The sequence below is a fragment of the Streptomyces sp. NPDC055013 genome, from assembly GCF_053608645.1.
In genome coordinates this window covers 16,619-36,203 of sequence record NZ_JBSGVW010000002.1, presented here as the reverse complement: position 1 = coordinate 36,203, position 19,585 = coordinate 16,619, and the positions used below count along the sequence as shown (strand labels likewise).

13 protein-coding genes and 1 pseudogene are annotated in these 19,585 nt (G+C 70.3%); 2 read left to right on the top strand and 12 right to left on the bottom strand.

From position 1 onward, the window contains the following. Window positions 1-178: 178 nt before the first annotated feature. Window positions 179-1,567, top strand: coding sequence for an OFA family MFS transporter (locus ACWGDB_RS02855; protein ID WP_453820779.1), 1,389 nt, complete (start codon window positions 179-181; stop codon window positions 1,565-1,567). Between the two features lies 1 nt (window position 1,568). After that, window positions 1,569-2,957 (top strand): OFA family MFS transporter, encoded by a 1,389-nt coding sequence (locus ACWGDB_RS02850; RefSeq protein WP_453820778.1) that lies wholly within the window; start codon window positions 1,569-1,571, stop codon window positions 2,955-2,957. Between the two features lie 64 nt (window positions 2,958-3,021). Here ACWGDB_RS02850 and ACWGDB_RS02845 read toward each other — a convergent pair whose 3' ends face one another. The 12 genes and pseudogenes from ACWGDB_RS02845 to ACWGDB_RS02790 form a co-directional block, all read right to left on the bottom strand. After that, window positions 3,022-4,086, bottom strand: coding sequence for a sugar phosphate isomerase/epimerase family protein (locus ACWGDB_RS02845; RefSeq protein WP_453820777.1), 1,065 nt, complete (start codon window positions 4,084-4,086; stop codon window positions 3,022-3,024). A 115-nt stretch (window positions 4,087-4,201) separates the two neighbouring features. Further along, complete coding sequence (locus ACWGDB_RS02840) at window positions 4,202-5,722, bottom strand: alkaline phosphatase family protein (protein WP_453820776.1); 1,521 nt, start codon at window positions 5,720-5,722, stop codon at window positions 4,202-4,204. Further along, entirely contained in the window at window positions 5,719-6,888 is a 1,170-nt protein-coding gene (gene eboE / locus ACWGDB_RS02835; RefSeq protein WP_453820775.1) for a metabolite traffic protein EboE, read from the bottom strand. The genes ACWGDB_RS02840 and eboE overlap by 4 nt, the downstream gene beginning before the upstream one ends. A gap of 3 nt (window positions 6,889-6,891) precedes the next feature. Then, window positions 6,892-7,872 carry a TatD family hydrolase gene (locus tag ACWGDB_RS02830; protein ID WP_453820774.1) on the bottom strand — a complete coding sequence of 327 codons (981 nt, stop codon included), beginning with the start codon at window positions 7,870-7,872 and terminating at the stop codon, window positions 6,892-6,894. Continuing rightward, the gene (locus ACWGDB_RS02825) at window positions 7,872-8,669 is read right to left on the bottom strand and encodes an EboA domain-containing protein (RefSeq protein WP_453820773.1); all 798 of its coding nucleotides are present in this window, start codon (window positions 8,667-8,669) and stop codon (window positions 7,872-7,874) included. The genes ACWGDB_RS02830 and ACWGDB_RS02825 overlap by 1 nt, the downstream gene beginning before the upstream one ends. Then, window positions 8,666-9,631 (bottom strand): sugar phosphate isomerase/epimerase family protein, encoded by a 966-nt coding sequence (locus ACWGDB_RS02820; RefSeq protein ID WP_453820772.1) that lies wholly within the window; start codon window positions 9,629-9,631, stop codon window positions 8,666-8,668. The genes ACWGDB_RS02825 and ACWGDB_RS02820 overlap by 4 nt, the downstream gene beginning before the upstream one ends. Continuing rightward, a complete protein-coding gene (locus ACWGDB_RS02815; protein ID WP_453820771.1) occupies window positions 9,628-10,629 on the bottom strand; it encodes an SCO3242 family prenyltransferase in 1,002 nt (333 codons plus the stop codon). Before ACWGDB_RS02815 ends, ACWGDB_RS02820 begins: the two co-directional genes overlap by 4 nt. A gap of 319 nt (window positions 10,630-10,948) precedes the next feature. Further along, window positions 10,949-12,124 (bottom strand): annotated as a pseudogene (locus tag ACWGDB_RS02810) (inositol-3-phosphate synthase); the annotation flags it as partial. Between the two features lie 96 nt (window positions 12,125-12,220). Next, complete coding sequence (locus ACWGDB_RS02805; protein WP_453820770.1) at window positions 12,221-15,937, bottom strand: ThuA domain-containing protein; 3,717 nt, start codon at window positions 15,935-15,937, stop codon at window positions 12,221-12,223. Between the two features lie 302 nt (window positions 15,938-16,239). After that, on the bottom strand, window positions 16,240-17,238 hold the full coding sequence (locus ACWGDB_RS02800; RefSeq protein WP_453820769.1) for a sugar phosphate isomerase/epimerase family protein: 999 nt from the start codon (window positions 17,236-17,238) through the stop codon (window positions 16,240-16,242). Between the two features lie 14 nt (window positions 17,239-17,252). Beyond that, window positions 17,253-18,464 carry a Gfo/Idh/MocA family protein gene (locus ACWGDB_RS02795; RefSeq protein ID WP_453821066.1) on the bottom strand — a complete coding sequence of 404 codons (1,212 nt, stop codon included), beginning with the start codon at window positions 18,462-18,464 and terminating at the stop codon, window positions 17,253-17,255. Window positions 18,465-18,523: 59 nt separating this feature from the next. Beyond that, complete coding sequence (locus ACWGDB_RS02790) at window positions 18,524-19,561, bottom strand: substrate-binding domain-containing protein (protein ID WP_383600946.1); 1,038 nt, start codon at window positions 19,559-19,561, stop codon at window positions 18,524-18,526. Between the last annotated feature and the right edge of the window lie 24 nt (window positions 19,562-19,585).

The following is a 19,585-nucleotide window of genomic DNA, read 5'->3' as shown; positions in this document are numbered from 1 at the left end:
CCCCCCCCGGGGGGGGGGGGGGGCCGGGGTGTGGGGCGGGGTGGGGGTGGGCGTTGGGGGCGGCCGGGGGGGGGGGGGCCGACGGTGCGCGTCGGCCGGCCCCGGGACCCGCGCGCGCACGAAAGGCATTGGACAGGGGGCGCTGGCCAGAACTTTCGACGCAAGGGGTGCAACTAACGTGACAACCACTGACGTTCCAAGGGTCGCCGCCTATCGGGAGGTGGCCGACAAGAACGGACGCGTCTACCGCGTGGGCGAGTCCGACATCGACATCATGGGTCGCAAGCGCAAGTGGATGGTGATCCTCCCGTGGATCGGCATGATGGGCATCTCCTCCGCCGAGTACGCGTTCGCGTCGGCCGAGGACACCCTGCACACCGCGCACAGCTGGAACAGCATGCACATCTTCTGGATGATGACCGTCTGGGTCTTCTTCCAGGCCGCGGTGGCCTTTCCCGCGGGCAAACTGCGTGAGAGCGGAAAACTACCGGCCCGCTGGGCGATGATGTGCGGCGCGACAGGCACGTTGCTGGGCTACCTGTCGCTGGCGTTCGCGCCGCATGTCGTCTTCGCCTATATCGGCTTCAGCATGTTCAGCGGCATGGGCGCCGGCATGGTGTACGCCACCTGCGTCAACATGGTGGGCAAGTGGTATCCGGAGCGCAAGGGCGGCAAGACCGGGTTCGTGAACGGCGGTTTCGCCTACGGCTCGGTGCCCTTCGTCTTTCTCTTCAACGGCTACATGGACCTCACCAACTTCCGCTGGGTACTGGTCTCGGTGGGTGTGTTCCTGGCCGGAATCGTCGCGGCCTCCGGCTATTTCTTCAGGGACCCGCCGAAGAACTGGTGGCCCGCCGACATCGACCCGCTCAACCCGCCGAAGGACCCGCGCGCGGCACGCTCGCTGCGGATGAACCCGCCGGCGGTCCACCAGTACTCCCCCAAGGAGGCGTGGAAGACCGGCCGGGTGGCCCTGATGTGGTTCTGTCTGGCGTGCACGTCCGGCGTGAACATCTTCGGTATCGCGTTCCAGGTGGACATCGGCGAGGAAGCCGGATTCGCGGGCGGGATCGTGGCCACGGCCATGTCCCTCAAGGCGATCGTCAACGGTACCGGCCGTGGCGTCATCGGCTGGCTCTCGGACCTCTACGGCCGCAAGCGGTGCCTGCTCGCCGTGTGCGTCATCCTGGGCCTCGCCCAGTTCGGCATCCTCTGGTCCGCGGACAGCAAGAACCTGACCCTGTTCCTGATCTTCTCCGCGATCTCCGGCTTCGGCGGCGGCGCCATCTTCCCGATGTTCGCGGCGCTCACCGCCGACTACTTCGGCGAGAACAACAACGCGTCCAACTACGGCATGGTCTACAGCGCCAAGCTCGTCTCGGGCCTGGGCGCGGGCATGGGTGCCGTGGTCGTCGGGAGCTGGGGGCACTCCGGTGCCTTCATCCTGGCCGGCTCCATCTCCCTCTTCGCCGGCTGTGTGGCGCTGTTCCTCAGCCCACCGGGACGCGACAAGGACGAGACCCGCATCGTTGCCAACCCACGACCGCTCGGCGAGGACATGGCCTGACATGACGGCAGATCCGTACGCAGGAAGCAGTTCATCCGCACCATCCGACGCCGCACACCGTCCCTACCGCGAAGTGACCGACGCGCGAGGCCGCGTCTACCGCATCGGCGAGACCGACCGCGACATCCTCGGTCACTCCCGCACGTTCATGGTGTGTCTCCCGTGGATCACCATGATGGCCATCAGCGTCTTCGAATACGCGTACGGCTCCGCGGAGGACACCCTGTCCCACGCGCACGGCTGGACGCAGAGCAACACCTTCTGGATCCTCAGCGTCTGGGTGTTCTTCCAGGCCGGCATCGCCTTCCCCGCGGGCTGGATGCGGGAGAAAGGCATCCTGACGGCCCGCACCGCCATGTACATCGGCTCCGGCATGTGCCTGCTGGGGTTCCTCGCCCTGTCGCACCTGGGCAATGTCTGGCTCGCGATCCTCGGATTCGGCGTCATCGGCGGCATCGGCGCCGGTCTGATCTACGCGACCTGCATCAACATGGTCGGCAAGTGGTTCCCCGAGCGGCGCGGCGCCCGGACCGGGTTCGTCAATGGCGGGTTCGCGTACGGATCTCTGCCGTTCATCTTCATCTTCAACTACGGGTTCAACACCGCGAACTACCACCGGGTGCTGGACCTGATCGGCTGCTACATCATGATCGTCGTCCTCGGAAGCGCGTTCTTCTTCAAGGACCCCCCGAAGAACTGGTGGCCCGCCGACATCGATCCACTGAGGCACACGGGCGACCGGAAGAACGCGGTGAGCCTGGCCAAGAACCCTCCGGCGGTGAAGCAGTACACGCCAAGGGAGGCCATCAGGACAGGCATGCTCCCACTGATGTGGGTGGCCATCGTCCTGACCGCAGGCGTATCGATCTTCGGCATCTCCTTCCAGGTCGACTACGCCAAGGAGGTCGGCTTCGGCCCACTCGTCGCAGCCTCGTCGATGGGCGTGATGGCTGTCATCAACGGCATCGGCCGAGGTGTCGTGGGCTGGCTGTCCGACCGCTGGGGCCGCAAGTCGACCCTGGTGTTCGTGATCGTCGTCCTGGGCCTCGCCCAGTTCGGCGTGATCTGGGCCGGCGACGTCAGGAGCGAGTGGCTGTTCCTGTTCTTCGCCGTCCTCTCCGGCTTCGGCGGCGGCGCGTTCTACCCGCTCTTCGCGGCGCTCACCCCGGACTACTTCGGCGAGAACTACAACGCGAGCAACTACGGCCTCGTCTACAGCGGCAAGCTGATCAGCGGCCTGTTCGGCGGCGGTCTCGGCTCCATGGTGGTCGCGGCGTGGGGCTACGACGGCGCGTACGCGCTCGCCGGTGGCGTGTCGATGGTGGCGGCGGGGATTGCGTTGCTCCTGCGGCAGCCGGGCCGTACGGCCGTGCCGCATCCCGCACCCTGACAGATCGCGCATGTGAGGAGGCCCTCCCCGTCCTGGGGAGGGCCTCCTCATGTCGCTACGGCGGTCAGCACTTCTCCCGCAGCGAATGAAGATGCTTGCTCGAACGGCGTGCGAACGTCAGGGAGTCGGTCGGGTTGTCGTGTTCGGCCTGCCAGTGGTGGGCGAATCGCTGACCGCGCAGCTTCGTTACGGCGGAGATGAACCGCTTGTAGTCGATGTCGCCGTCGCCGACGTCGACCATGTCGTAGCCGTACTGGTTGGACGGGTCGCTCACCCCGTCCTTGACGTGGAAGAGCGGATAGCGGTGCGGCTGCTTCAGCACGTAGTCGAGCGGCTCGAAGGGGGCGGCGGAGCCGTCGGGTCGCTTCGAGAAGCGGAACTGGCCCGAGTACGCCCAGAAGATGTCCATCTCCAGGAAGACGAGGTCGGGGTCGGTCTCGGCGAGCAGCACGTCGTAGAGACGGACCTTGGGGTTGTCGGTGGCGAAGGAGAATTCCTCGGAGTGGTTGTGCTGGTAGAACTTCATGCCGCGCGCCCTCGCCGCCGCGCCGTAGGTGTTGAACTCCTCGGCGGCGCGCTTCCAGGCGTCGACGGTGGAGCCGTAGCGGAACGGCCCGGACGCGGTTCCTATGTGCTTAAGGCCGAGGGCCTGGGCGTCGTCGAGGACCTTGGTGAGGTTCTGGGCGAAGGTGTAGGCGCCCGGGTCGTCCGAGTAGTAGCCGACGTGGCTGCCGATCGGGTTCAGGCCGTGGTTCCGGGCCAGCCGCTTGAGCTGGGCGAGGGTGATCGGGCCGGCCGAGCCCTGGGTGTAGCCGGCGAACTCGACCTCGTCGTAGCCGTACTTCTCCAGTTCGGCGAAGACGGGGGCGAAGCCGAGCGTGGAGACCTTGTCGCGCAGGCTGTACAGCTGGATGCCGAGGCGGCCGGGCGGGAGAACGGGACGGTCATGGCCGTGCCCGCGGCTGCCGGAGGCCGTGGCGGCTGCGGATGCGGTGTCCGGTGCGGCGGTCGCGGCGGGTGCTGCGGCGCCCAGCAGTGCGGCGGCCGTGGTGCCCGCCGCGACGCCGAGCATGCCTCGTCTGGTGAGGCGGTGGGTGAGTTCGGGGTCCGTCTGGGAAAAGCGGCTCATGCCTGGAACTCCCTGTGATCGAAGGCCGTTGTCAGTGGTGAGTGCTTCACTTGTGACCAGTCGGAAGAGACGGGTCGGTGGGACCGGCGAGCTGGCGCGTGCCGGTCGTGATCCGTCAGCCGAGACCGGCGAGTTGGAGCAGGAGTGACTTCACATCGGTGGCCGCGACGCGGTCGCCGACAGCGCGGGGGGTGGAGCAGATGAGGAGCGGACCGTCGTCGTCGCTCGCAGGAAGGCGGCCGTGGCTGCCGCGAATAGGTGACGGATCCAGGGGCACGACCGCCATGCGGTAGCGCATGCCGAGTTTCTTGCGGGCGAGCGCGGTCGCGGCCTTGACCTTGACGTAGGGGTCGAGGGGGTCCATGAAGAGCTCGACCGGGTCGTATCCGGGTTTGCGATGGATCTCGACGAGTCGCGCGAAGTCGGGCGCGCGGGCATCGTCCAGCCAGTAGTAGTACGTGAACCAGGCATCCGGCTCCGCGACGGCGACGAGCTCGCCGGAGCGCGGATGGTCGAGATGGTGGGCCTTCTTGCCCTCGTCGTCGAGGAGTTGCTCGATGCCGGGCAGTCCGTCCAGTGCGGCCCGGGTCGCCTCGAGGTCTTCCGGCCGGCGTACGTAGACGTGCGCGATCTGGTGGTCGGCGACGGCGAAGGCACGTGACGCCATCGGGTCGAGGTATTCCATGCCGTCCTGCGTGTGCACCTCCAGCAGGCCTGCCCGCCGCAGGGCCCGGTTGATGTCCACAGGCCGGTCCGCGCGGGTGATGCCGTACTCGGAGAGCACGACCACGGTACGTCCCTCCGCTCGTGCGTCGTCCAGGAGCGGGGCCATGGCCGTGTCCAGGTCGGCGGCCGCTTTCAGCGAGCGCGGGTCGTCGGGGCCGAAGCGCTGCAGATCGTAGTCGAGGTGAGGGAGGTAGCAGAGGGCCAGGTCGGGATGCCGCGTGCGGAGGATGTGACGGGTCGCGTCGATGATCCAGCTGCTGGAGACGAGATCGGCGCCGGGGCCCCAGAAGTGAAAGAGCGGGAAGGTGCCCAGCTTCTCGGTGAGTTCGTCGTGCAGGGCGGGCGGCCGGGTGTAGCAGTCGGGTTCCTTGCGGCCGTCGGAGTAGTAGATCGGACGGGGGGTGACGGTGATGTCGGTGTCGGCGCCCATCGCGTACCACCAGCAGATGTTGGCGACGGTGTAGCCGGGGTGGGCACGGCGGGCGGCGTCCCAGAGCTTGTCACCGGCGACCAGTCCGTTGTGCTGGCGCCACAGGAGTACGTCACCGAGTTCACGGAAGTACCAGCCGTTGCCGACGATGCCGTGCTCCGACGGGTGGGTGCCGGTCAGGAAGGTGGACTGGGCGGCGCAGGTAACGGCGGGCAGGACGGTGCCGAGCGCTGCTCGGGAGCCGGACTGGGCGAGGGTCTTGAGGTGGGGCATGTGGTCGAGGAGACGGGGGGTGAGGCCGACCACGTCGAGGACGAGGAGAGGGGTGGGTCGGTGGGCGACGGTGACGTCCTCCGGTTGAGCTGCTCGGCCTGTGGTAGGGACCGCCGAGTCCGGTCGCTCGGTCCTGGTGGCTTCCGGTCGCTCCGCCCTGGCGGCCTCTTGGTGCTCGGTCCCGGCAGCCCCCGGTTGCTCGGTCATGGCAGCTCCTTCAGGCCGAGATCCGTCAACAAGTCGCGGGCGAGGGTCAGTTCGGCGGCGATGCCGTCGACGAGCTGGCTGCGGGCGCGGGGTCGCAGCTCTGCCGGGAGGGCCTGCCAGGTGTAGGTCTCGACCTCGAGATGGCGGGTGAGCGGGTGCGCGCCACCGACCAGACGGGTCAGTGCGGCCTTGAGTACGTGGAGTGTGGAGGTGAGGGGCGCGGCGGGGGCCGCGTGGAGCGGGACATGGAAGTGGGCGCGCCACGGTGAGGCGTCGGGCAGGGCGTCGCCCTTGAGCGCCTCGCCCAGGTCGTCGGTGCCGCGCAGGCCGGCGGCGGTGGCGGTGCGGGTCTGGTGCAGGAAGCGGGGTTCGTCGAAGGCGGCGAGGGCTTCGCGAACGTCGGGGAGATGGGGGTGTTCGGCGTGCAGGGCGGCCGAGAGCTGGGACTTGACGACGGGGACGCCGGCTTCGGCGAGCGTGTCCAGTGCGGTGTGCGGGTCTTCGAAGGAGGTGGCGAGGTGACAGGTGTCGACACAGACGCCGATGCGGTCGTGGCCGATCGCGGTGAGTGGGGCGATCGCATCGCCGGTGGTCTCGACGGTGCAGCCGGGCTCGGGTTCCAGACCTATTCGGATGTCGCGGCCGGTCAGTTCCCGCAGGGCGTCGAGACGTTGAGCGAGGGTGAGCAGGGCTGTACGGGCGGTCTCGTCGCCCTGCTGGCCATAGGCGGTGCGCCAGGCGAGGGGCAGTGTGGAGATGCTGCCTTCAGTCACGTCGTCGGGGAGCAGGCCGGCGAGGACGCGGGCGAGGGCGGTGGTGTGCTCGAGGCGCTCGAGGTCGGTCCAGTCCGGCTTGTAGACGCGGTACTTGACCTCTTCGGCTCCGAAGCCTTCATACGGGAAGCCGTTGAGGGTGACGACCTCGAGGCCACGCCTGTCGAGTTCCGTCCGCAGACGGCGCAGGGCGGACGGGTCGGTGACGAGGGCGTGGGCGGCGTCCTTGGCGAGCCACAGGCCGATGCCGAGGCGGTCGCGGCCGAGCCGTCGGCGGACGGGTTCGCAGTGGTCGCGGAGTTGTGCGAGGACGCCGTCGAGGGTCTCGGCCGGGTGGACGTTGGTGCAATACGCGAGGTGGACGGTGGAGCCGTCGGGGTGGCGGAAGCGCATGGGTCACGCCCCCGGGGTCGGGGCGGCGGTCGTGTGGTCCCGCTCTCTTGGAGCGGCTACCGGTCCGTCGGCATTCCTCGGGGCGTCGGCGGGGCCGTCGGCATCTTTCGGGGCGTCGGCCGATTCCTGGGGGTTCTTCGGGGCGCCGCGGAGGATGGAGTTGCCCTCGTGGGTCGCCTCCGGGGTCGTGACGTCGAGGCTGAGGCGGCCGCTGAGCCCGTAGAAGGCAATGGGGTTGCGCCACAGCACCAGCTCGACGTCGTCCTCGTCGAAGCCTTCGGCGAGCATCAGGTCGGCGACCTTGCGGGTCTTCAGGGGGTCGCTCCTGCCCCAGTCGGCGGCGGAGTTCACCAGCACCTGCTCGGGCCCGTACTCACGGAGGATCGCGACCATCCGCTCCTCGTCCATCTTGGTGTCGGGATAGACGGAGAAGCCGAGCCAGCAGCCGCTGTCCTTGGCCTCCTTGACGGTGGTCTCGTTGAGGTGGTCGACCAGGACGCGGTCGGTGGGCAGTGCGGACTCCCGGACGACGTCGAGGGTGCGACGCAGGCCCGCCAGCTTGTCGCGGTGCGGAGTGTGGACGAGTGCGGGCAGTTCGTGGTCGGCGGCGAGCTGGAGCTGGACGGCAAGGGCGGTGTCCTCGGCGGGGGTCATCGAGTCGTAGCCGATCTCGCCGACGGCGACGACCTGGTCCTTGACGAGATACCGGGGCAGTTCGTCGAGGACGGGGACACAGCGCGGGTCGTTCGCCTCCTTGGGGTTGAGGGCGAGCGTGCAGTGGTGGGCGATGCCGTACTGCGCGGCGCGGAAGGGCTCCCAGCCGAGGAGGGAGTCGAAGTAGTCGAGGAAGGAGGCCGGAGAGGTGCGGGGTTGACCGAGCCAGAAGGAGGGCTCGACGACGGCACGGACGCCGGCGGCGTGCATGGCCTCGTAGTCGTCGGTGGTGCGCGACGTCATGTGGATGTGGGGGTCGAAGAGGCGCATCAGGACTCCTTGCCGTCGGTGCCGTCGGTGTCACGGGGGCCGTGGGGGGCCGGCGGAGTGGCTGTGGGGTCGGTCAGGGTCAGGACGCGGTGCAGATCCTCGGGGACCGGACGGCCTGCGGCGGTGCGTTCGGCCGCGTAGTCGCCGAGCATGCGGGCGAGTTCCCCGTCGTCGCGGGCACGACGGTCCAGCTCGGCGACCGTGCCGACCGGCACACCGGTGAACAGGCACTTCAGGACGGCGTGGCGCCACTGGTGAGCGTCGAGGTGCCGGGCGGCGTAGGGGCCGACGGCCGCGGCGAGGAGGCTCGTGTCGTTGGTGCGCAGGGCGTCCTCGACGAGTGGCACGGCCTCGGGGCCGGGCACGAGGTGGGGCAACGCCTGCAGGACGGCGCGGCGTTCCGCGGCGGTGCCCTGGAAGTACACGCGGGAGATAGCGTCGGCGTCGGCGCGAGCCGCATGCAGGATGAGGACGCGGGCGGCATCGGCGTACTCGGAACCGCAGCGCCGGCCGGCCTCGGCGATGCGCAACTCCCACACGGAGATGGGCCCGTGGGTGCCGGGGTGGCAAGCGGCCTCGTCGAGGGCCCGGTGCAGCCAGGCGCGGCCGTTGGCGTCGAGGTGGGCGGTGACATGGCCGCGCAACTCGGCCGGCGGGATCAGGGCGAGGCTCCCGGTGTCGGGACCGGACGACTGCGGGGTGTCCGGGCCGGTTTCCGTGTCGGCCCGGGCGTTCGTGAGCGGGCGGTCTTCGGTGTCCGCGCCCGGGGTCGCCGGGCTGATGCGGGGCTGGGTCATGAGGTGCTCCCTTCAGGGGTGGCGGAGGGATCGCCGTGCGAGGGGACAGGGACGGGAGATCGGAGGGCCGTGGCCTCGGCGCTGCGGAGGAACGGGAGGGAGCGTTCGGCGAAGTGGGGACCCGCGTGGGAGTGACGGGGCAGTTCGACGACGGTCAGGCCTTGGTAGCCGGTGGCGGCGAGGGCCGCGAGCACGGGCGGGAAGTCGATCTCGCCGTCGCCGAAGGGGAGGTGTTCATGGATGCCGCGGTGCATGTCCTCGATCTGGACGTGCCGGAGCCAGGGGGCGGCGGCGCGTATGCAGTCGGCGGGAGAGAGGGGTTCGAGGCACTGGCAGTGACCGATGTCGAGGGTGAGGCCGAGGTGGTCCGGGTCGCCGAGGGTGCGGCGGAGTCGGTGGAAGTCGGCGAGGGTGGCGAGGAGGTGACCTGGTTCGGGTTCGACGGCGAGGGGGACCCCGGCGGCGGTGGCGGCGTCCAGGGCCGGGGTGAGTGCCTCGGCGAGACGGACCCAGGCCGTGTCCGGGTCGGTGCCGGCGGGCGTGATTCCGCTGAAGCAGTGGACGGCGTGGGCGCCGAGGTCGGCGGCGACCCGGATGGCGCGGATCAGCAGGTCGACGCGGCGGGCGCGGTCGTCCGGGTCGGGGTCCAGCAGGGAGGGGCCGTGCTTGCGGCGCGGGTCGAGTACGTAGCGGGCGCCGGTCTCCACCGTGACGTCCAGACCGAGCGTGTCCAACCGCTGTGCGAGGCGGCGGGTGCGGGCTGCGAGGTCCGCGGCGAGCGGGTCCAGGTGCATGTGGTCCAGCGTCAGGCCGACCCCGTCATAGCCGAGATCGGCGAGCAGCGCCAGGGCGTCGTCGAGGCGGAGGTCGGCGAGGCCGTTGGTGCCGTAGCCGAAGCGGAGGGGGACGCCCGGGGAGGCCGGTTTGCCGTTGTTCCGCGCCGGGTGGGGCCGAGGGCTCATGTGACGCTCACCTTCTTCGCGTACTTCCGTCCGATCGGGGCGAGCGCGGCGATGGCCACGGCGGTGAGCCCGGATCCGGCGCGGGCCGCGAGCGCCGCTTGGAGAGGGATGGTGGCGCGGATGCCGCCGCCGACGGCTCGCTGGGTCAGGGGCGGTGAGGGGTTGAGCGCGGCGTGGGTGTAGGGGCGCCCGGCGGTGGCGGCGTACGCAGTGGCGAGGGCGGTGCGCAGGGCCACGTCGAGCGTGAGGCCGGCGCTGCCCGTAGCGGGCGTCCGGCGACCGGCGTCGGCGGCGCTGCCGATGCCGGGGCCGGTGGAGGTCCCGTCGCCGGCCCCCGTCGACCTGGCCCTCGTGGACCCGGCCTGCGTCGACCCGGCTCGCTCGGTGCCCCGTGCGCCACGTGCCAAGAGCCCGGTGAGGGCGGCCGTCGCGGCGAGGGCGGCCAGGGGTGGCAGGGACGTGCCGCCCTGGGTCTCCCGGCGGGAGACGGTCGTCACGGCGAGGGTGTGGGTGCCGAGGAGGGCTGCGGAGGGCAGTGCCGTCCGGGGGCCGCCGGTGGTGGCGGCGCCGAGGAGATGGTCGAGGCCGCGAGCTACGGCCATGGCCACGGGTCCGGCGGGCGTGTGCTTCAGGGCGAGGTCGTACGCCCAGACGGTGGTGGCCAAGGAGGCGGCCACCGCCAGGGCGGGGCGGCCGGCTCTGGCGGCCAGGCCGAGCCCGGCGGCGGTCAGGGCACAGGCCGCGGCGAGAGCGGAGGAAGGTCGGATGCGGCCGGAGGGCAGGGGGCGGTGGGGGCGTTCGGCGGCGTCCTCCGCGCGGTCCGCCCAGTCGTTGAGGGCCATGCCGGCCTCGTAGAGACAGAGGGAGGAGCCGATGGTCAGCAAGGTGCGGGAGTTGGGCCGGCCTCCGGCGGCGACGGCGCCGCTGAGGGCGTCGCCGGGGACGGTGAACAGGGCGGGAAGCCGCAGCAGTTCGGCCCAGGCGCGTCTAACGCTCACGGCCGCTCCCCGGAGCGGGCTCGCCCGGATCGACGGCCCGTGCGGCAGCTTCCGCGGCGGCCTCGCGAGGATGGATGCCTTGTGCGGCGGCCTCCTCAGCGGGCCCACCCAGATCAGCGCCCTGCACCACTGCCTCCGCGGCGGCCTCGCGGGGCTCGACGCCCTGTCCGGCAGCCTCCTCAGCCGGCCTGCTCCGACCACCACCCCCCGCCGCAGCCTCCCCAGCCGGCCCGCTCCGACCACCCCCCTCCGCCGCAGCCGCCTCTGCCGACTCGCGCAACCCCCCGTCCCGAGCATCGGCAACCCGCTGACCGGCGCCCCGGGTAGCCGACCCACCCCGGCCCTCCGCCCCCCGAGCGGGCTCGCCCGCGCCCGCTCGGCGGAGTCGCTCCCCCAGGCCCGCCAGCGCCGCGTACTGCTCCCCCAAACTCGACGGTCCGTCCCCCACCGGATCCTTGAAGTAGAAGCCGAGGTCGCCGAGCGGTCCCGTCAGGCCGGCCTCGTGGGCGCGGGCCGTGAGGCGGGCCAGGTCCAGGACCAGGGGTGCCGCGAGGGCCGAGTCGCAGCCCTGCCAGATGGTCTGGAGGATCATGCGGGTGCCGAGGAAGCCGTCGAAGGCGATGTGGTCCCAGGCGGTCTTCCAGTCGCCGAGGGCCGGGACGTCGTCGATGTGGACCTCGCCCTCGGGGACGGTGCCGAGGGTGTCGGCGAGGACGCGTTCCTTGCCGGCGTTCTTCGCCGCGGCGGCCGCGGGGTCGGCGAGGGCGGCGCCGTCGCCGCCGCCGAGCAGGTTCGTGCCGGACCAGGCCCGTACGTCCAGCGCCCGCTGCGCGAACATCGGGCCCAGCACGGCCCGCAGCAGTGTCTGTCCGGTCTTGCCGTCCCGGCCCGCGTACGGCAGGCCGCTCCGCTCGGCCTCGCGGGCGGCGACGGGGTGGTGCATGCCCTCGGACGGGGTGAAGTTGACGTAGGGGCAGCCCGCGCGCAGGGCCGCCAGCGCATACAGGGTGCTGGCGGGCAGCGGGGCGCCGAGCCCCGCGGACGCCGGTTCCGTGGAGGCGACGTTCACCACGACGGCCCGCTCCAGTTCATGGCAGTGCACGAAGCCGCGTATGTCGTCGGCGAAGGCCGTGATCAGTTCGGCCTCGCTCCTGGTGTCTCCGGGGGCGGGGCCACCGGGCCTGATCTCCCGGTCGGCGGCGGCGAGTTCGGCGGCGACGGCGGTGGCGACTCCGGGCGGGAGGACGCCGCCGGCGGTCAGGGTCTCGGCCCGTTTGGGCAGGGGGCAGTCGAGGGTGTCGTGGCCGCCGAAGACGAGGTCGGCCAGCGCGGGCAGGCCGCTGTCGGTGAACGCCGGGGTCTCGCTCACCATGCCGGTGGGCGGGTGCAGTCCCGCGGTGACGGCGGCGCACCCCGTGACGACGGTGGTGGCGACGGAACCTCGGGCTCCGATCAGCCACACTCCCACACGCGGTCGGGAGAGGGACGCGGACATGGGCAGCCTCCTTGTCGTGCTTGTCGTGCGCGGACCCCGGGGGGGGGAGGGACAAAGACGGCGGGCGGGGGTCCGGCGTCCCCCGCCCGCCGCCGCTCAGCCGCCCGTGGTGGGCAGTTCCTTCAACTGGATGTTGCGGAAGGAGACCTGGTCGTCGGCGCCGTGGTTCTGGAGGCCGATATGACCGTCGGTCAGGCTCCGCTGGGGGTCCTTGTTCGTGAAGTCGTTGATCTTGACTCCGTTGAGGAACACCTGGAGGCGTTCGCCCTGGACCTTGATCTCGTAGGAGTTCCACTGGCCGGGCGGACGCAGGACCTGGTCACGGGCCTTGATGTTCGCCGACTTGAACGAGTAGACGGAGCCCGTGGTGCGCTCGGGCGCGTCCGTGGCGTCGATCTGGATCTCGTAGCCCTTGTTCACCGCGGACCAGGGGTCGTCGGAGGCCGGGAAGCCCACGAAGATCCCGGAGTTGTCGTCGCCCTGCATCTTCCAGTCGAGCTTGAGGGAGTACGACTTGAGGTCCTTGGCCTGGTACCAGAGCAGACCCATGCCGCCCTCGGTCTCCAGGGTGCCGTCCTTGACGTTGAACTTGCCGGGGCCGGCCTGCTTCCAGCCTTCCAGGGTCTGGCCGTTGAAGATCCTCCGGTAGTCCTTGCTCGGCTTGCAGTCCGCCTTGACCTGGCCGGTGGCGTACTGCAGACCGCCGAGCAGGTGGGCCCGGAAGGCCTCCTCGGCGTAGGACTCCTTGGTGTGGCCGCCGCCGGTGTAGAAGGACCGGCCGCCGCCGTAGCTCTGGCACCAGGCGATCGGGTGGTCGCCCTTCATGTTCCCGCCCTGGTAGGTGGTCTCGTCCAGGGTGGCGAGGACCTTGGCCTGCTCACGCGGGTTGGTGCGGTAGTTGTACCACTCGTCGGTGCGCTCCCAGGCGTCGCCCAGGTGCGCGGTCGAGGGGTGATCGTGGTCCTCGACACGGACGGTGGCCTTCTGGATGGCCGGGTGCGAGTCGAAGTAGGCGCCGACGAGGCCGCCGTAGAACTCCCACTCGTACTCGGTGTCGGCGGCGGCGTGGATGCCCATGTAGCCGCCGCCGTTCTTGACGTAGTTCTCGAACGCCTGCTGCTGCTCGGCGTTGAGCACGTCACCGGTGGTGGACAGGAACGCCACCGCGTCGTACTTGGCGAGGTTGGTCGTGGTGAACTGCCGGGCCTCCTCGGTCGCGTCGACCGTGATGCCGGCCGGGGCGCCGAGCTCCTTCAGGGCGGCGATGCCGGCCGGGATGGAGTCGTGCCGGAAGCCGGCGGTCTTGGAGAAGACCAGGACCTTCTTGCCGCCCTTGAACGGCTGCTTGGAGAACTCGAAGTCGTCCACGTCGTACAGCGCGCCCTCGCCGCCCTTGAAGACCAGGTAGATCTCCGTGGTGCCCTTGGGCAGCGCCCGCAGTGGCACGTCGACGTTCTGAAAGGTCTCCCAGCCGCCGGTGGGCGGGATGTAGGCCGAGCCGTGCAGCGGTCCGTCGGGCGAGCCGGTGCGCAGTTCGATGAAGCCGCCCGCGCCACCGGAGGAGGCCCGCACGGTCATCTTCTTCTGGCCGTCGAACCGGTAGGGGGTGAAGGCGATCCAGTCGCCGTCGTTGATGTCACCGACGGTCTTGCCGCCGTTGGCGCCGGTCTTGTCGATGACGGACACGCCCGACTGGGTGGTGAAGTGCTCGCCCTGTCGGTGCAGCGGCTGGAGCACGGCACGGGCGGTGCCGGTCAGGGTCTCCTGGCCGTTCGCCCCGCCGTCGGTGTAGCTGGCGCCGACGACGCCGTAGATGTTGGCGTTGGGGTCGTGGCCGCCGTCACCGGCGGGCGGCGTCAGGGTGCCCTCGCAGCCCATCTCGCTGGTCAGTTCGTGGGCGTGGGAGTCGTGGCCGAGGCTGTAGGCGACCTTGACCTTGGAGCAGTCGACGGTCTCCTCGGGGTCGGTGACGGTCACCTTGAACGGCACGGGCTTGCCGAACTCGGCCAGAGCACCGTTGCCCGGGATGTCGATCTTCACCTTGGGCTCGGTGTTGCCGACCACGATCCGGGCGCTGGCGTTGCCGGTGTTGCCCTCGGGGTCCTTGGCGGTGAAGGTGGCGGTGTAGGTGCCGACCTTCTTGTACCTGTGGGTGGGGTTGAGGCCCTCGCCCTTGGTGCCGTCACCGAAGTCCCAGCTGTAGGTGAGGTCCGGGGAGTCGGCGTCCTTGGCGGAGGCGGTGAACTTGACCTTCAGGCCGGCCGCTCCGGACGTCTTGTCGGCGCTCACCTCGGCGATCGGCGAGAAGCCGTCCTCGGCGTTCTCGATCCGGTACAGCGCGGAGTGCTCGTCGCCCTGGAACCAGGAGATGCCGTAGTCGAGGACGTAGAGCGCGCCGTCGGGGCCGAACTCCATGTCCATGATCTGGGTGCCGGTCCACGGGAAGTCGTTGATCTTCGCTACGGTGCCGTCCTCGTTCTGCTCGATCCGCTTGATCCAGCGGCGGCCGAACTCACCCGCGAAGAAGTCGCCGTCGTAGGCCTCGGGGAACTTCACCTTGGAGTCGAGGTCGGGGTCGTAGCGGTAGACCGGGCCCGCCATCGGGGACTCGGAGCCGCTGCCGAACTCGGGCACGGAGCCGCCGTCGTACGGGATCCACGCGGCCTGCGCGGGCGGCAGGTCGGTGAGGCCGGTGTTGTACGGCGAGGTGTTCTTGGGGGCGGCGCAGTCGAACTTCTCGCCGGAGGTGCCGGTGGCGAAGTCGTAGTCGACGTAGGCGTCGTTGTTGCCGGTGCAGAACGGCCAGCCGAAGTTCGCTGCCTTGGTGACCTTGGCGAACTCGACCTGTCCGGCCGGACCGCGCGTCGCCGAAGCGGCACCCGCGTCGGGGCCGTAGTCACCGACGTAGACGATGCCGGTCTTGTCGTCGACGCTCATCCGGAACGGGTTGCGGAAGCCCATCGCGTAGATCTCGGGACGGGTCTTCTCGGTGCCCGGGGCGAAGAGGTTGCCCTCCGGGACGGTGTACGAGCCGTCCTCGGCGACCTTGATCCGCAGGAGTTTGCCCCGAAGGTCGTTGGTGTTGCCGGAGCTGCGGCGGGCGTCGAAGGCGGGGTTGCGGCCCTCGCGGTCGTCGATCGGCGTGTAGCCGTCGGACGCGAAGGGGTTGGTGTCGTCGCCGGTCGACAGGTAGAGGTTGCCGGCCGCGTCGAAGTCGATGTCGCCGCCGACGTGGCAGCAGGTGCCGCGGGAGGCCGCGACGTCCAGGACCTTCTTCTCGCTGGCGGTGTTCAGCGTGCCGTTGGCGTTCAGGACGAAGCGGGAGAGGCGGTTGACGCCGTCGAACTTCTTGAACTCCTCGGCGGTGCCGGTCTCCGGGGCGTCGCCCACGGGGGTGTCGAGCGGCGGGGCGTAGTAGAGGTAGATCGCCCGGTTGTTCTCGAAGTCCGGGTCGATGCCGACGCCTTGGAGGCCCTCTTCGTCGTGGCTGTAGACGTCGAGCTTGCCGGCGATCTTGGTGACGCCGCCCTGGTCGGTGAGGCGCAGTGTGCCGTCGCGCGAGGTGTGCAGCACGCTGCGGTCCGGGAGTACGGCGAGCGACATCGGCTCACCCATCTCGGGTTCGCCCTTGGCGAGCGGCACCTGCTGGAACTGTCCCTCGGCCGCCGGTTCGTCGTGTCCCGGGTGGCCGGGGTGGGCGCCGGCGACGGTCGCCGGGGTGCCCACGGCCAGGAGCAGGCCGGTGAACAGGGCGACGGCGGTGCGAAGTCTGGGGCGCGGGGTGCGGGTGCTGCGGAATCTGGTTCTGTGCACGAAGTCCCTCCGGGAACGGGTGGGCCGTACGGGGTGGGTGCGAAGACGTGCGGTGCGGGCGCCGGGGTGCGCCGTCACCCCGGAGGTGGTTGTGCCGTGAACACTTCTGTGTGCCATGAACAGTTCTGCGTGTGTCCTGAACACTTCAGGGACGGTAACCGCGTCCGTCCGGGGCGAACACCCCTTGCGTCAGACTCGGTTGAACTTTCTCCCGTCAAAGGACAAAGCAGCATCCGGGCAGGTCGGAGGGGGGACCGGCGGTGCTGCCGGTCCCCGTCCCCGACCAGCGCCGGGTGCGTGGTTCAGTTGTTGAACGCGGCGTCGAAGGACGCGCTGGGCGGCTCGAAGTCGTATGCCTTGAGACGGGTCAGCGCCTCGGGGGCGCCCTGGAGCCGGTCCATGCCGGCGTCCTCCCACTCGACGGAGATCGGGCCTTTGTAGTCGATGGAGCGCAGCATCCGGAAGACGTCCTCCCAGGGGACGTCGCCGTGTCCGGCCGACACGAAGTCCCAGCCGCGGCGCGGGTCGCCCCACGGCAGGTGTGAGCCGAGGCGGCCGTTGCGGCCGTCGAGGCGCTTGCGGGCCTCCTTGCAGTCGACGTGGTAGATGCGGTCGCGGAAGTCCCACAGGAACCCGACGGGGTCGAGGTCCTGCCACACGAAGTGCGACGGGTCGAAGTTCAGACCGAAGGCGGGGCGGCCGCCGACGGCCTCCAGGGCGCGCTGTGTCGTCCAGTAGTCGTAGGCGATCTCGCTCGGGTGGACCTCGTGCGCGAACCGCACGCCCTCGGCGTCGAAGACGTCCAGGACGGGGTTCCAGCGCATCGCGAAGTCCTCGTAGCCGCGTTCGATCATCGACTCGGGCGCGGGCGGGAACATGGCGACCAGGTGCCAGATCGCGGAGCCGGTGAAGCCGATCACCGTGTCCACGCCGAAGGCGGCCGCGGCACGGGCGGTGTCCTTCATACGGGCGGCGGCACGCTGCCGGACCCCCTCCGGGTCCCCGTCGCCCCACACCTCGCCCGGCAGGATGGCCTGGTGGCGCTCGTCGATGATGGCGTCGCAGACGGCCTGGCCGACCAGGTGGTTGGAGATCGCCCAGCACTTGAGGCCGTACTTGTCGAGCAGTGCCTTCCTGGAGTCGATGTACGACGGGTCCGCGAGGGCCTTGTCGACCTCGAAGTGGTCGCCCCAGCAGGCTAGTTCGAGTCCGTCGTAGCCGAAGTCGCGGGCGAGCCGGCAGACCTCCTCCAGCGGCAGGTCGGCCCACTGGCCGGTGAACAGCGTGAACGTACGCGGCATGCGCGTCAGCCTCCTCAGACCGCTATCGGGGTGTAGACGGCGTTCTTCTCGGCGCTCTCCTCCACCGCCGCCAGTACGCGCTGCACCTGCAGCCCGTCGGCGAAGGAGGGTGCGGGCTGCCTGCCCTCGGCGACGGCGTGGACCAGGTCGCGAGCCTGGTGGACGAAGGTGTGCTCGTAGCCGAGGCCGTGGCCCGGGGGCCACCAGGCGTCCAGGTAGGGGTGGTCGGGTTCGGTGACGAGGATGCGGCGGAAGCCCGCGTGGGCTCCGGGTTCCGTACCGTCGTGGTAGGCGAGTTCGTTGAGGCGTTCCAGGTCGAAGGCGATCGAGCCGAGCTCGCCGTTGAGTTCGATGCGCAGGGAGTTCTTGCGGCCGGTGGCGTAGCGGGTGGCCTCGAAGGACGCGAGGGCGCCCGACGGGAGGCGGCCGGTGAACAGGGCGGCGTCGTCGACGGTGACCTGGCCGGACCCGTTGGCGGAGACGGCGGAGAGGCCGCTCGTGGCGCCGCCGGGCAGCGGGCGCTCCCGTACGAAGGTCTCCGTCAGGGCCGACACCCCGGTCAGCCGCTCCCCCGCCAGGTACTGCGCGAGGTCGATGATGTGGGCGCCCAGGTCGCCGAGCGCGCCCGAGCCGGCGAGTTCCTTGCGCAGCCGCCAGGTCAGCGGGAACTCGGGGTCGACCAGCCAGTCCTGGAGGTACGTCACGCGCACGTGCCGCAGCGCGCCCAGGCGGCCCTCGGCGACCATGCTGCGGGCCAGGGCGGTGGCCGGCAGCCGCCGGTAGTTGAAGCCGACCATCGCCACCTGGCCACGCGCGAACGCCTCTTCGGCCGCCCGCGCCATCGACGTGGCTTCCTCGACCGTGTTGGCGAGGGGTTTCTCGCACAGGACGTGCTTGCCGGCGGCCAGGGCCGCGAGGGCGATCTCGGCGTGGCTGTCGCCGGGGGTGCAGATGTCGACGAGGTCGATGTCGTCCCGTTCGACGAGGGCACGCCAGTCGGTCTCGACGGACGCCCAGCCGTGCCGGTCGGCCGCCGCCCGCGCGGCGGCGGCGTCCCGGCCGCAGATCACGGCCTGAACCGGGTTCAGCGGCAGGTCGAAGACACGGCCCGCGGTGCGCCAGCCCTGGGAGTGTGCGGCGCCCATGAAGGCGTAGCCGACCATTCCGACGCGCAAGGGTGGCTTACCTGCTTCGGTCCCTTCTGACTGCTGCTGCGGCTGTCCCATGTGGGTGTCCTCCTCGTCCTGGTCGGGGTGGCGCACGTGGGGGGTGCGGGCGGAACGGATCACTTGAAGCCGGTGGACATGTACTGGTCGACGTTGGCCTTGTCGACGACCGCCGAGTAGAGCGTGATCGAGGCCGGGATCTCGAACTCGGCCATGCCGCTCACGCCCTTGCCCTGGCCGAGCGCGCGGGCCAGGTCGATGGCGGACGCGGCCATGGTCGGCGGGTACAGGACGGTGGCCTTGAGGACGCCGTCGTCCTGCTTGATCGCCTGGAAGGCGGACAGGGCACCGGCGCCGCCGACCATCAGGAAGTCGTCGCGTCCGGCCTGCTCGATGGCCCGCAGCGCGCCCACTCCCTGGTCGTCGTCGTGGTTCCAGAGCGCGTCGAACTTCGACTGGGCCTGCAGGAGCTGGGCCATCTTGGCCTGTCCGGACTCGACGGTGAACTCGGCGGCCTGGCGGGCCACCTTCTGGATGTTGGGGTAGTTCTTCAGCGCGTCGTCGAAGCCCTGGGTGCGCTGCTTGGTGAGTTCCAGGTTGTCGAGGCCGGCGAGTTCGATGACCTTGGCGCCGGACTTCCCCTTGAGCTTCTCGCCGATGTAGTGGCCGGCGTTGAGGCCCATGCCGTAGTTGTCGCCGCCGATCCAGCAGCGGTAGGCCTGCGGGGTGTTGAAGATCCGGTCGAGGTTGATGACCGGGATGTTCGCGCGCATCGCCTTCAGTCCGACCTGGGTGAGCGCCTTGCCGTCGGCGGGCAGCACCACCAGCACGTCGACCTTCTTGTTGATCAGCGTCTCGATCTGGCCGATCTGTGCGGCGGTGTCGTTGGAGCCCTCGGTGATCTCCAGGGTGACGTCCGAGTACTTCTTGGCCCGGCTCTTGGCGTTGTCGTTGATGGCGTTGAGCCAGCCGTGGTCGGCCTGCGGTCCGGCGAAGCCGATGGTGACCTGCTTGCCGGGCTTGTCGTCCGCGGCCGGCTGGTCGTTCGCGGCCGGCTCGTCCTTGGACTCGTTGCTCGTGCAACCCGTGAGGAGGGCACCGGCGCCTATGGCGGCGGATCCGAACAACAGCCCTCTGCGACTGGTGAGCTCTGGCATGGCGGTGAACCCTTTCCTCAGGTC